Source organism: Bacillus sp. N1(2025) (genome assembly GCF_053470005.1).
In genome coordinates this window covers 125,751-141,465 of sequence record NZ_JBLTJB010000006.1, presented here as the reverse complement: position 1 = coordinate 141,465, position 15,715 = coordinate 125,751, and the positions used below count along the sequence as shown (strand labels likewise).

Below are 15,715 nucleotides of genomic sequence, written 5' to 3'. Positions count from 1 at the left end.
TTTATAATTCTTTGAAATCAAGTAAAGGAATCAGCAATTCTGACTCTTCCTTTTCTGGAGTTTCTCCATTGTCGATCCAGCATTGTTCCTTATTGAATATAACCGGAGAAAGCGGGTGTCTTTTTGTCTCTCCATATCCTAATGTGAGATGGCTGTCGCTCAATATCATATGTGCGTTCGTGCCCCCGAATCCAAAAGAACTGATTCCGGCTCTCAAAACCCCTTTTCTAGGACGCCATTCTTTTAAAGACGTGTTCGGAAAGAATGGCGACTGATCAAATTTAAAACGCGGATTTGGCGTTTTACAATGTAATGTCGGCGGGAGCATCTGATTTTTTATGGATAAGGCAACCTTTATAATACTCGCTATCCCCGCTGCGCTCATTAAATGTCCGAAATTCGTTTTTACGCTGCCTACTCCGCAAAATTGCGTTTCTTCCGTAACCTCCCGGAACACTTCAGTCAGCGCTTTTAATTCAATCGGATCTCCTATCATCGTACCGGTGCCATGCGTCTCGACATAACTGAGAGTATCTGCATCAATTCCGCCTTTTTTCAGGGCTTTTTTTATCACTGCGCTTTGCGCTTTCGGATTAGGTGTTGTCATTCCCATTGTCTGTCCGTCATTATTAACCGCGGATGAGTCAATTACCGCGTAAATTCTGTCACCTTCGGCAAGGGCGTCATCAAGTCTTTTCAAAAGGACTGCGCCGCATCCCTCTCCCGGTACAAATCCATCTGCCTTCTCATCAAATGTATGACATTTTCCTTCAGGTGAAAGCGCCCGAGCCTCACTCAGCATGACGTAAGGCTTTTGATCCAGCAAAATGTCAACTCCGCCCGCAATCGCCATATCTGACTCTTTTGACATCAGGCTTTGACAAGCGAGATGGACGCTGACCAATGAAGAAGAACAAGCCGTGTCTACAACCAGATTCGGTCCTTTCAGATTAAAAAAGTGTGAGATATGCGCGCCTATGAAATTTTGTCCTATACCCACGATCGTATTTTTTGAAGGGGAACCTATTTTGGACATAAACGTCCCGGTCCGCGAACCGATGAAGACGCCGACTTCTTTGTTTGATACTTCTTCTTTTGTATAGCCGCCGTCTCTCAATGTCTGGACGCTGACCTCAAGGCATTTTTTGATTAACGGATCAAGCTCTGATGCCTCACTTTTGTTCATATTAAAAAACGCGGGATCGAAAGACTCAATATCTTGAAGAAATCCGCCCCACTTACTGATACTTTTTCCCTTTTCATAGGTGTCAGAGTAGTATGAAGAAATATCCCATCGCGACGCCGGGACTTCGCGGACACTATTTTGTCCTTTCTTCAAATTTGTCCAGAACGTTTCTGTATCCGGAGCATCCGGAAACTCACAGCCCATTCCGATAATAGCGATTTGGTTCAGACTGGTTTGTTGTATTTGTGATCCGTTGTCCCGTATTTCGGAAGCATTTTGATTTATATGTTGCTCTTTTTTCCGAACCTCAATGTTTTCCGAATCAATTTGAGGACTGATCCCCTCACTTGCAAATAACTCGTTCAAATAGACGCCCAGTTGTGAAAAACTCGGATACTCCAGAAAAGCTGAAGGTTCAATTTTTATTTGAAATACATCTTCCGCTTTTTTGACAAGCTGAACCAGTAAGATTGAATCAACTCCGTAATCCGCAAAAGACGTATCCTGATCTAAATTCCCGTAAGGTATTTTCAGCTCCGCGGAAAAGATCTCCATTAACTTCCTGATAATGGATTCATTGTCTCCCTGACCAGAAATCACTTTTTCCTCAGCATCCGGGTTATTTTTAGCAGCTTGAATTCTTGTCTGAAGCAGCTGCTGCAGCATGAATTTCTCCGGATGTGTCTTTGCCGGTATAAGGCAGGGGTATCCGTTTATCGTCATCATTTCATCCAGCATGGCAATACCTGTTTCTGTTGAGTGAGAAAGTAAACCAAGTGCCTGATATGATGGACTTGTCACCTCGCCCATCCCAATGTCCTTCCAGCTCGGCCAGTTAATTGATTGATAATATGTTCTGCCGGCTGCATGCTGATACGCCGCAAAGTAATCCATAAAAGCGTTCGCCGCGGCATAGTCACTTGTTCCGGCGCCTAATAAAGGAAAAGCGCTCGCAACAGATGAAAACAAAATGAAGAAATCAAGTTTGTCATCAATAAAAATGTCATGAAGTACCTGCATCCCCTGTACCTTTGGCTCAAATACTTCTCTTATTTCTTGATCAGATTTATGAATAAAAGCCGGATTCGAATGATTGGCTGCACCAGCGCAATGAATGACCCCGCCGATTTTGCCGAACTTCAGTCTCACCTTTGAAAAGAAGCGTTGTAATGTTTCTTTTTCCGTGAGCGGCCCGGAATACACTTCCACCTGAACTCCCTTTTGATCCAACTCATGCAGCAGTTGTAATTTCGAATAAAGAGGTGACTTTTCATCGGTGTCTTTTAACATGCCGGCTATTTTATCAGATTCCGGAAGGTCGGTTACTCCCATCAGCACAAGTTTTTTGACTCCCTTGCCGGCATAATGTCTGGCAAGTTCTGCTCCGATCCCTCTTGTTCCCCCTGTAATAACCAGGGTTTGATCCGTACGGCATACTGGCAGACCGGATAGTTTCCGGTTTATTTCCGCTGCATGTAATTTCTCGACGTATGGAATATAACGTTCACCGTTCCGGTAGCAGATTTCACTATACAGCCCGTCAGCGCAAGCTTCATCTGTGATTACCTGTCTCAATTCCGCCGCAGTCCCGACATGTCCGTCTACATCTATTGTTTTTGATTTTATCTTTTGATACTCCGCACTCAGCATTTTATATAGTCCGGCTGTTTCGGCTCCGGCTAACGACGGCTTGTCATTCAGAAATGTCTGCAGCCCTCTGGTCACATGTAAAACGAAAAGCTGTTTACGTGTCTTTATGATTTCCTGCAGCAGTGTCAGCTTCCCGATTGTGCCGGTGCGTGCCCCGTTTTGATCACTCCGCAAATCTGACAGGTCAATCATGCCGATGATTTCCGGATTTTCTTCTATGACCGCTAGAGCCGTTTTTTTGGCTTCCCCATCCGAATGATCCCAGTTATCTGCGCAAATGACAGCGGCTTCAATCATAGGGTCTGAATCAAACAATTCGAATGCAAGCCGCTCACTTTCACTATTAGCCAGGATCATCACCTGTCCTTTCGTAAAAGCGGAAGGCGCAGCCTTTTGTTTTTTCCACGATTTTTTTAATACATCAAATGATAAGTCAGTCGGTGCATGGGGCAAACTCTGCGGTACGCCTGTTTTTTTCTGTTTCTGTGCTGCTTTTGCGGCAGGCACCCAATATCTGTTCCGTTCAAAAGGATATGCAGGAAGAGAGATAAGCTTCGGTAATTCCGAAGTGTACATCTCTTCCCAGTGAACGTCTCCTCCGTTCACCCAGTGAATGGCCATTTCTCTTGCACTATTAAAGTGAGCGGCTGACAGGGCATCCTTTTGACCGGTGCCTCGGCGGGCCTTTCCCCTATATAAACCGTTTAACTTATGATCTGACCGCAAATACATCGTCAGCTTATTGCGAAGATCGTCAATGCTGCTAACCTCAACAGCGAGCCGCTCTTCCATAGCGTTTCTCCCGGTCTGCGAGGTGTACGCAGCATCAGCTAATGACGTTTTTGGCTCCAGTTCTTTTATATATGCATCAATCAAGAGTCTGAGCCGTTCTTCATTTTTGGCAGAAAGCAGAATAATTTGCGTCTTGTTGCTCTGTACCGTTTCCATCTTTTCTTCATTCTTATACTCTTCGATGATAATGTGGGCATTAGATCCTCCAGCGCCGAAAGAACTGATGCCTGACCTTCTGGCTTGATTTTGCGGCGTCTCCCAATCGGTCAGTTCAGACTGCACGTAAAACGGTGTTTCCCCAAAATCAATATTAGGATTTAAGTGATCGGAATGAAGGGAAGGAGCAAGCTGTTTATACTTCATTTGCATCAGCACTTTTGTAATAGAAGCAATTCCCGCCGCAGCCTCTAGGTGTCCGATATTTGACTTAACCGAACCAATTGCACAACGATAATCGCTTTTCGAGCTGTGCAAAGCTTTGGTTAATCCTGAAATTTCAATCGGGTCTCCCAAAGATGTCCCGGTGCCATGCGCTTCAATATAACTTATGCTGTCTGCATCAATCCCCGCCTTATCAAGAGTTTCACTGATGACGTTTGCCTGCTCGCCCGGATTTGGCACAGTGTATCCGTTTGTTTTTCCGCCGTGATTTACAGATGTTCCCTTAATCACACCGTAAATCCTGTCCCCGTCAGCCTTCGCGGCAGAAAGCGATTTCAAAAGAACGGCCCCGACTCCTTCTCCCGGCACATATCCGTCTCCTCCCGCTCCAAAGCTTCTGCAGCGCCCATCGCTTGAAACAAAATGATTTTGTGAAAGCAAAGTATATTTATCAGGGTGTAAGGATAAATTCACTCCTCCGGCAATAGCGAGGGTGGATTCTCCCCTTTTTATACTTTCACATGCAAAATGAACAGCAGAAAGTGAAGAAGAACACATTGTATCAATTGCAAGGCTGGGTCCGTGCAGGTCAAAGAAATATGACACCCGGTTTGCGATAGACGAATAAGAAGACAAGAGCGCCTGACGTTCCTCATCATCTGAAGCACCGGCTGCAAATAACTGATAGTGGCTGTAGGTGACACCGACAAATACACCTGTCTTATGCCGTTTCAACTTTTTCTTTGTGTAACCCGCATCTTCAAACGTGTGCCACGCTGTCTCTAAAAATAACCGTTCCTGAGGATCAATTAACTCGGCATCACGGGGCGAAATTGAGAAGAACAGCGGATCGAATTTATCAGCGTCTTTTATAAAACCTCCCCATTTGCTGTCATGACGGGCATTGTCACCTGTGTGATAATATTTCCGAAAATCCCAGCGCTCTTTCGGTATTTCCGTTATACAATCTTTTCCGGAAGAAATATTTTCCCAAAACTGTTCCACATCCTTCGCCATCGGGTAGCGGCCGGCTATACCGATAATTGCAATATCTTCCTCGGAAGGTGCGGATGGTATGCGGGAAACGGAAAGCTTCTCCCGTTTCGCCGGAGCCGAATGATCAATTCGCTGTTCGGCTGCCGGTAAAAACGCCTTCTTCAACTCATGATGATAGTGTTCAAGAAAATACTCTGACAGCTCTTCAACACTGCTGTATTCAAAGAAAAGAGTCTTAGACACTCTTCCAAAATATTTTTCCAGACGGGAGTTAAGACCTAAAATCGTTAGAGAATCAATTCCGTGACGGTCAAACGTATCCTCGGGTAAAATACTGTCCGCCGGTCTTCCCGTTTCCGCACCGACAATCTCTGTCAAAAGACGAACCGTTTGCTTTTTCAGATCCCTTTCATTTAATTGCGGCAGATTACTGTTGTTTTCAGGCACAGTCTCTATTTCTTTATGATCAGTTGAGAGTAATTCACTTATTCTATCTTTGTCTCCGCTGATAACAGCCAGCTGAGAAGCAGAGCGGCTCATACTGTCCTGAAAAGCGGCAAGCCCTGCTTGGGCGGATAAAAGTTCCAGCCCTGCATGTCTTAAAGCTTGCAGCTCTCCCGGCCCGACTGTCATATTGCCCGCATCCCATAACGGCCAATTAATAGAAAGTGTTTTCCCGGGACGTCCTTTAATGCTTCGATACTGGGTGAATCCGTCCATACATCCGTTAGCGAAGGCGTAGTCGCTTTGACCCGCATTAGGCAGAACGGCCGAAAGGGATGAAAACATAACGAAGAAATCAAGAGGCTCTTCTTCAGCTGCTTTATCCAGCCAAACGGTTCCGAATACTTTAGGCGCTATAACTTCTTCTATGCTTTCTTTCGTTTTTTTTATGATAAATGCATCCTTAACAAGTCCGGCGCTGTGCAAAATTCCGTTTAATTCTCCGAATGTCTGCTTAATGTGCTTAATCAAAGCGTCCGTCTCTTTTTCCTTTGAAATATCTGCCGGGACATATAAGGCTTCAGCGCCAAGATTTTCAAGAGCGCTCAATTTTTGCGCCGTTTCACGGGAGGCCGGGGAACGCCCGGTTAATACCAGCTTGACTTCTGCCTGTTTCGCCAGATATTCAGCAAACAGATACCCGAGACCGCCGGCTCCTCCCGTAATTAAATACACACCGTTCTTTTTTACACTGAAACTTTGTTTCTCCCCATCTTCTTTTTTTACTCTTTGAAGCTGCCTTTTATAATAATGCCTCGGCTCATAGCAGGTAAAGTGGTCCGTTTTACATTGATTGTTCCATTCAAAAGAGATGACATCTGCAATATGCTGCTTTGTAAACGGCTCGTCAAACATTGATTTCAGCTCTGCAGCCTTACATGTGAAATTCGGATTTTCGGCCTGTACGGTCTTAAGAAAACTTTCAACCGCGTTATAAATCGGCTGAACCTCGCCCTCGGTATTTTCATACAGGTACAAAATTTCTGCTTTCGGACAAAGTTTGTTCGCCATGAAGGCCTGAAACATTTGAAACAAGGAATACAGACTTTCATTGAGCTGCTTTCTCATTGCATCTTCCGTATTTTTGAAGAGCCCGGCAGCCAAAAAATGAATAATATGGCGGGGTTTTATATTTTGAGAACGCAGAACCCCGCATAACGCATCATAATCCTCATCTTTTGCAAAGTTCATTGTAAAACGACCGTTCCGGCAATCTTCGAAACGCTCGCCGGAAGTCACGTAAATGAAAGGTGCCTCATAGCCTTCAAGCTGCCTCTTCATTACGGTATACATGCTGTCGTCTTCGCAAAAAAATAAAATTGGCTCTTTCGTATGCGGGAATTTTTCACTGCCTTTAAATTCATGTCTATCCCATACCATTTCATATAGATGGGTTTTCCCCAAGCTCTTAATGAATTCCAGCCCTTCTTCAGGCGTCAGGCTGCATTCTTTCACCTTTTTCACGATTTGCTCAATTTGCATCGTTTTTTCATTCATGGAAAAGCAACTCCTCTATCAGCTCTGACGTCTCTTTCGTATTCATCTCACCTGTTTGTGCTTTTTCAAGAAGCGACATGATTTCTCCATCTGCTGTATCTTTATTTGAGTTGTGAAGCTCAGTGTTCGAGAAAGCCTCAGCCTTCTGCGCTTCATCTTTATTTAAATGAATCCAATGTCTGTTCTTGCTGAAAGGATAAAGAGGAAGAGACAGTTTAACCGGTTTGAGTTCCTCCTCATACAAGTCTTCCCAGCTGATTTCACAACCGATCGTCCACAACTGAGCCAGTTTGGCCGGCTTGTTTTGCTGAATCAGTGATTGAACATATGCATGACCTTCGGGGCCGCCGAATAAAGGAGCGTACAGACTATCAAAATCCGTTACATTTCCTTCATAAACACCTTGCAGCCTGCTCCCCTGGATGTAACCGTTTAATTTTTCAAGAAGATCTCCGGCATTCGAACAAGTGATCGCAAGGCGGCATTCAAATGGTTCCCTTCCGGTTTGCAGCGTATATGCTATTTCTTCAAGACCGAATCCGGACTTTTCTCTAAAATTGCCGTTATGCGGTTTATCAGCTGATCGATTCCGGATGCGGCTGATATAGCGGCACAGCTCGCTCAGTGTCTTTAATTCCTGAAATATGTCAAGTGATATTTCTGTGCCGTACATTTGGTTTATAAAAGAGATTAATTCGGAATAAGCCAACGGATCAAATCCGAATTCCGAAAGAGGTGTCTTTGCATCTATATCTGCGGTATCTAAACGCAGGATACCCGCTGCCGCTTCCCGAACCGCCTCTTGTAAATCACGTTCCTGCACCTCTTGCTGACTGAATTGAACTGATCGTTCTTCATGTAAAAATGTTGTTAACTCTTTGGCTTTAACCATCAGCCTTTCCTTTGTTTTGGCCGATAGAACAATGATTTGTTCCCGCTCGGCAGTTACTGCTTTATCTTGTCCGTATTCAAATTCTTCCACGATGACATGAGCATTTGCCCCGCCGAATCCGAAGGAACTGACTCCGGCACGGCGCGGAACTTCATTTCCTTTTCGATCTTTTAATCTGGCCCACTTTATTGTTTTAGTGACAATATGAAACGGCGTTCCGCTTAATTGAATATAAGGGTTCAGTTCCTTGACATGTAGTGTGGCAGGCAATGTTTTATACTTCATGGATAGTAATACTTTAATCAGCCCCGGCATTCCAGAGGCGGGCTCTAAATGACCGATATTCGTTTTTACTGAACCGATGCCGCAATATTGGTCATTATTCTTTCCTGAACGCGGCTCAAAAGATCCAAACGCTTTTTTCAAGCCTTCAATCTCAATCGGATCTCCCAGTTCTGTCCCGGTTCCGTGTGCTTCAATATAAGATATCGTATCAACAGGAATACCGGCATTTTTGTAAACAGACGTTAACAGTTCAGCCTGAGCTTCCGGGTTCGGAGCGGTCAATGAAGCAGATCTTCCTCCGTGATTTTCTCCGGTTCCTCTCAGGACTCCGTAAATATTGTCTCTGTCATTCATTGCCGCCTGCAATGGTTTCAATAACAGAACAGCTGCACCTTCACCGCGGACATAACCGTCGGCAAGTTTATCAAACGTCTTACACCGGCCGTCCCTAGACAAAATACCGAGTTTATCAGTATACATATGCGTGACTGGATCTAAGAGCAGCGAAACCCCGCCTGCTACCGCCAGCTCACTTTCACCATTTTGAATCGAGCGCACAGCTCTGTGGATTGCTGCAAGACTGCTTGAGCAGGCTGTATCAATGGACTCACTCGGACCTCTGAAATTAAAATAGTGGGATACACGATTGCTGATGAGCGCCTGGCTGTTTCCGGTTCCCGCAAACGCGTGCGCCCCGTCCGAATGCCTCATCAGCAGCTGGCGGTAATCATTAAATTGAATGCCCGTAAACACCCCGATATTTTTGCCAGACAGCTTTGAAGCTTTGTAACCCGCATCTTCTATCGCTTTCCAGGTTTCCTGCAAATAAATTCTGTGCTGAGGATCCATGAGTTCTGCTTCCCGCGGATTAATATTGAAAAACGCCTCATCGAATTTATCGGCATCTGTGATAAAGCCGCCCCATTTCGAATGTACTTCGCTGCTTCCTTTGCCTTCGGCGTATTTTTTCCAATCCCAGCGATCCGGGGGAATTTCCTGAATCAAATCTTTTTCATTGATTAAATTGATCCAAAACTCATCTGCATTTTTTGATCCCGGAAAAACACAACTCATCCCGATAATGGCAACTGGCTGCTTCTCTGGATGAAGGTCAGCCTGTCTTGTTGTCTTTTTTTCAAACGGAAAACTTCGCGGCGGCTTCACGGTTTTCCCGGTGGTTTTCCCAGCGTGCACTACTTTCCTTTTTTCAGAAATGTTTTTTTCTGCATCTGTATTCCCTTTTGCAACAGTACGCAGTTCACTGTTTAGAAATTCTGAAAGAGACTTAATATGGCTGTAAGTAAAGAAAACGGCAGGTGTCAGCTTAAGCTTGTATTTTTTATTCAGTCGGACAGCTAATGTTTTCAAACTGATAGAATCAAAGCCGAGATTGCCGAAATTCTCTGCCGTATCCAGCTGTTCAATGTTAATTTTCAATAATTCCGATACCATTTGCTTCAGTTCTTCCAGGACATTGTCTGTATAAGCCGGTGCTGTATAAGAAATTTCCTCTTGACGAACCGGAAGCGTATTTACTTTTTGATACGGCAGATCTTTTTTTGCTGGTGTTGTTCCGGCATCCCCGGTAACAACCGAAATTTGCGGACAGTCACTTGCCAAAATCGTCTCAAAAGCCGCTATCCCTTCTTCCGTTTCCAAATAATCAAACCCGGATGCGGAAAGATATGCTTCTTCAGCTTCTTTGTTTAAATGCATTCCGCCTTTACGCCACAACGGCCAGTTAATCGAAATGCTCTTGCCTTGTCTCTCTTGCCGGCGGCTCTGTTCGGATCTCCAATTTATATATTGATCTTGAAAATAATTGCCCAACGCATAGTTAACCTGTCCAAAATCTCCGAAGACCGAAGAAATAGAAGAAAATACGATAAAGAAATCAAGCGGCTCATCTTTCGTTAATTCATCTAAGCATACCGTTCCTTCAATTTTAGCAGTCATGCCTTCTGAAAAATCAGTCAGATTCATCTCTGTAAATAACCGATCATCGGCATGACCAGCTGAATGAATAATACCTTGAATGGAGCCCCAAGTCCGTTTCGTTTCTTCTATGACCCGTCCCATCGTCTTTTGATCTGCGGCATCAGCTTGATAATATACCGCATCTCCTCCAAGCGCCTGCAGCCGGTCAATGTTATGTCGTTTATCAGCTGTTAACGGTGACCTTCCCGTCAATACTAATTTTGCTTGATACTGAGAGGCTAAATATTTTGCGAAAATCAGGCCCAGACCGCCCAAACCGCCCGTTATGAGGTAAATCCCTTCCTGTTTCAGCTGATGAGGGTGCTCTGTATGATTGAATACATACTCCTTTAATGTCTTAACATACCTCTTGTCATTTATATATTTAACTTCTTCCGCCTGCCGTTCCACGCCTGAAACCATTTCGTTAAGACAAAATTCAGCCATTTTTTCAATTGATATACGTTCTGAAAAACCGATTGACTTCACATTCTCTGCGGATGGCACCAACATATTCGCCGTTTTTAAACAGCCTGCAAGAGCGCCCGTATACGGATCATTCACGCCTTCTTTAAAAGAGTGAACAAGAAGCAGAGAATGAAGATAAAGAGAGGCGTCACTGCGGGCGCTCAGCGCTTTTAATAAATAAAAAATTGATTCCAGGCCGCTGAGAAGGCGGTCACCCGCGTAAAATGTTTCTCCCGTGTGCAAGATGACATCCGGAGAAAACCCCTTTTTCTCCAATTCTTCGAATAAACGAATATAATCTGACGTCACTTCCGGGTTTACACAGAATGTCAGCAGATTTTGATCGGTCTGCCGCTGATCCGGCGTGACGAGAATGACACGGCTGTCTGATTGATTTTTCAGAGCTCCAGCCAATGCTTCATCTTTTGCAAAGACCAGAATTGTTTTTGGCTCCCTATCTTTCATTTCAATCAGAGGGTTTTTTTGATCCCACTTATGCTCATAAAAACGTACATTTTTATTAGGCTTTCCGCCAAAAATCAGTCCGCTCAGTTCCATCAAAATCCCGCCGGCATTGTCTAATACATACACATCATAAGCCGAATCGCTTTCTTCAGTTTGTTCTGCATATACATAAACGGGTTCAGTCTCATGATCAAAAATCGTACATTCTTTAATATTTTCCGGGAGCTCTCCGGCATTTTCCCCCGCAAGGTATATGACGGCTTGATATACGCTCTCAATAACTTCCGGTTTGATTATGCACCCTTTCGGCTCGGCCTTTGCTTTTATCTTTAAAAGTACCTGTCCGTTCCTGCTGACACATTGCTCTGCGGCTTTCAGACTGTCACTGCAGCTGTATCCGAATTCGGCAAGCCGCTGATAAAATGCTTCATACGGTATGCGGTCTGCGCGCTGAGACAGGAACGGCTCAAGATGAATATTTCCGTTCTCGTACGCCCCGCCTTCTAATTCGAGCCGCCCTGAGGAATAAATGGATGAGTCGCTCTGTTTTTCTATAGAATACGATGCACCCTGATTATCCGGGGTTAATACAATCCGGATCTGCTCATTGCTTCCGCTTTGTAACATCGGTTCTCTAAAGGAGAGCTCTGTTAATTTAATAATCGGATTCCCTGAAGCCATTGCTCCGGCAGCTCTCGCCATTTCAATCTGGCTGAGAAACGGAAACATTTCCTTGTCTTGATACTTTGTTTTTATATACAAATCGGTATCGCTTACATTGATAAGAAACTTCTGTGCTTTAAAATCAGATATATTGCATGAAATGTAAGGATGCAGATCGTTATTACCGTTCATCCGGCGGCTTCCCGTATTTTGCGCATCTATTCTGCACAGCTCTTTGGCAAATGGATATCCGGGTGCTGATACCCGTCTCAGAGTAGCACCTTTATAAAGTGACGGCCAATCTACCCCGTTTCCGGCAACCCAGTATTCAGCAATCTTCACAAGATCTCTGTTTGTGACTGCTTCTTCAATTTCAGCTTTATTCATCCTTTGAGATTCTGTTGTGTCTTTGCCGCTTGTAAAAATATGATCCATCGCGTTTCCGAGAGTATAATCTGTCAGTCTTTTAAGCAATTCATCTCTTGTGGAGGCGATAACAGCCAATCTGTGCGGCATTTCTTCTCTGCCGGTTTGTAAAGTAAATGCTGTATTTCTAAGTATTTCCAACTGATAATCTCTGGCTGCTATATGTTCTTTTGCGCGTTTTACATATTCTTCCATCCTGTCGGCGTTTTTTGCAGAAAAAACAAATAAAAGCTGTTCAGGTTCTTCAGCCACGAGAGGAGAGATAGCTTCATCCGCAAATTCTTCTAAAATAATATGGGCATTAGCTCCTCCTGCCCCGAAAGAACTGATTCCGGCACGCCTGGGAACGGATGACTCCCATTTTTCGGCACTGTCCGGTACATAAAAAGGTGTTTTTTGAAACGGTATATTTTCATTCAATTCAGCAGAATGAGTCAGTGACGGAACAATTGTTTTATGTTTCATTTGAAGAATAACTTTCGTAATGCCCGCTATGCCTGCAGCAGCCTCAAGATGTCCGATATTTGATTTAATCGACCCGATCGCGCATGTCTTCTTATCGCGTTCGGCACCTGAAAATGCTTTGGTCAGACCGGTGATTTCAATCGGATCTCCTAACGCGGTGCCTGTTCCGTGAGCCTCTATATAGCTGATGCTGTTTGGATCAATAAATCCTTTTTTTAAGGCTCTCGTAATGACCTCACTTTGAGCTTTGGGATTCGGCACGGTATATCCATTCGTCTTAGCACCGTGGTTGATGGCTGTTGCCTTAATAACTGAATAAATCTGATCACCGTCAGCAATAGCCTTTTTTACGGGTTTCAGCAGCACGGCACCTGTTCCTTCTCCCGGCACATAGCCGTCTCCTCCTGAACCGAAGCTTCTGCACCGGCCATCACTGGATAAAAATCCGCCTTGGGTCAGGAGTTCATATTTATGAGGATGAATGGATAAATTGACGCCTCCTGCAATTGCAATTTCACATTCATTCCTGATTAAACTTTCACAGGCAAAATGAACAGCCGTTAATGATGAGGAACACATCGTGTCCAAAGCAATACTTGGCCCGCTGAAATTAAAGAAGTAGGATACCCGGTTGGCGATTGATGCATATGAGGAAGAAACGGCCGCTTCGTGACCAACGCTGTACAGCTGATATTGGCCGTACATAACCCCTGCAAAAACACCGACGTTTTTTCTTTCAAGCGTTTTCTTTGCGTACCCCGCATCTTCTATGGTGTGCCAAACCGTCTCTAAAAACAGTCTCTCCTGCGGATCAATTAATTCAGCTTCGGCAGGAGAAATATTAAAGAACAACGGATCAAAATGATACACATCGTCAATAAATCCCCCCCATTTGCTTTGGTTTTTTACTTCATCGCCCGCTGCGGGCTGATAGTGCAGCCCCGAATCCCACCGATCCTTAGGTATCTCAGTTATACAGTCTTTACCGTTCAATAAGTTTTCCCACAGAGTATCAAGATCATTTGCCATCGGGTAACGTCCGCTGATACCGATAATCGCGATATCATTGTCATGATACTTCTCCTGCTGCTGCACCTGATTTTTCATCTGGATTTTCTGTTTCCCGTTAACTTCGGCTGTCTGTTTATTGTCTTTTTTCTTCTGAGATGGGGTGCTGCTCCCGTTTTCTCCTAACCGGAGTTTATGAAGAAGAGTATCCCTGTGCTCCTCAACGAAATACTGTGACAATTCTGCCGCAGTCTGATATTCGAATAACAGCGTTTTTGAGAGCGCGCCGAAATGTTTTTCAAGCTCATTCGTCATATTGATAATCATAACGGAATCAAGTCCGTATTTTTCCAATGCCTCTTCTGCATCTATTTTGTCCGCAGGCATCCTGAATTCTGCAGCAATCATTTTTATAATAAAATCAGATGTTTCAGCTGTCAGTTTCTCTGAATCAAATGATTCGATATTTCTCCCTGTTCCTTCATCTGCCGGAATATTGTCTTTTCGTTCATATAATTGATGAACATGATTGTCAATTTGCTCATCTCCGTAAAATACAGTAAATTGCGAAAAACCGGAGGACAATGCGACTGCAAACGCTTCTTTACCTTCTTCTTTTTCTAAAGGATAAAAACCCGCCTTTTTCATTGTCTCTACCGTGCGCTCATCCACTTGCATGCCGACTTCTTTCCACAGCGGCCAGTTCAGAGAGAGAGAAATCGTATCAGAATCCTGGGCAGAACGCATATTCATGAAATGATCCATATAACTGTTTCCGAACGCGTAATCAGATTGCCCGACATTTCCCAACACTGCGGAAGTAGAGGAGAAGCAAATGAAAAAGTCAGGATTTTCTTTCTCAACAGCATCATTCAGCCACATCGTACCCAATACTTTCGGTCTGATTACCTGATCGAATTCCTCTCGTGACTTGTTAAGAAGGAAAGAATCACGGATGATTCCCGCGCCCTGAATGACCCCGTTTACTTTTCCATAAGAAGTTTTGGCTTTTTTGACTACATATTCGGCTTCTTCCTTATTGGTAATATCAGCCTGAACATAAACAGCTGAAGAACCGGCATCCTCTAATCGTCTCAGCTGTTTTCTTATATGATCTGAAAGCGGAGATCTCCCCGTTAAAACAAGGCAGCATTTTGTTTGAAAAGCCAAATATTCTGCAAAGGTAAATCCTAATCCGCCCGCGCCTCCTGCGATAATATATACTCCATTTTCTCTCAGCGGCACATCTCCGCTTCCGGAATTTTTTTCGGGTTCATACGTTTTGAGCTGTTTAACATAACGCTGCATGTCTTTATAACGGATCTCTACATCTGAAGGCTGGAAATCACTCAGCTCATTGCGTATGATATCAGCCGCGTGAACGGCTGCTATTGACTGCTCCAATTCAATGCTTTTTGCTGAGATTAACGGATTTTCCAGCTGCAATGTCCGCAAAAATCCGCTTGCCGCCGCGTAAAGAGGCTGTTCTCCAGAAAGATGCGAAAAATATCCGTATAACAGCTTGATCGGTTTGCGGCAGTTATTTTTGAAGAGCGCCTGTTGCAGTAAAAACAAAGAATAGACTCCGCTGTCGCATTGTTCACGAATCGCTCTCTCAGTCTTTTCAAACGGCATGTCTGACCATAAATGCACCGCTTCCCGTATATCTGACTTCTCTTCTTCTATAAGCCATCCTAACAGGTTTATGTAATCTCTTTCAGAGCGGGGGTCGATTTCAAATACACCGTCCCCGGTTTTTCGAAACTCTTTCCCCGGCTTAACCAAAATAACCCTTGTATCATGCAATGCAGCAAGTTCATTTCTCACAATTTCATTTTTATCAAATAATAAAAGGCTGCCCTCACGTCGGCCGCCTTTTACATGAATGCTGAGATCTGTCCGCTGCCAGACCGTCTGATAATATATCGCCTGTCCGTTACCCCCTGCGGAATGAGAACCAAGCTGCTGTATCCGCTTTACTCCTTCTTCCAAAGAAATGATGCCGCTTTCTATGTCAGAAAGTACTTTTTTTCTAATATGACGGGCTTCTTTCATAAAAA

General features: G+C 44.2%; 2 protein-coding genes. Both read right to left on the bottom strand.

The annotated features are described in order from the left end of the window. Nucleotide 1 precedes the first annotated feature (1 nt). Complete coding sequence (locus ACNFN4_RS14910) at nucleotides 2-7,006, bottom strand: SDR family NAD(P)-dependent oxidoreductase (RefSeq protein WP_448200281.1); 7,005 nt, start codon at nucleotides 7,004-7,006, stop codon at nucleotides 2-4. Continuing rightward, nucleotides 6,999-15,710: an SDR family NAD(P)-dependent oxidoreductase gene (locus tag ACNFN4_RS14905; RefSeq protein ID WP_448200280.1), complete on the bottom strand. Its 8,712-nt coding sequence runs from the start codon at nucleotides 15,708-15,710 to the stop codon at nucleotides 6,999-7,001. Before ACNFN4_RS14905 ends, ACNFN4_RS14910 begins: the two co-directional genes overlap by 8 nt. Between the last annotated feature and the right edge of the window lie 5 nt (nucleotides 15,711-15,715).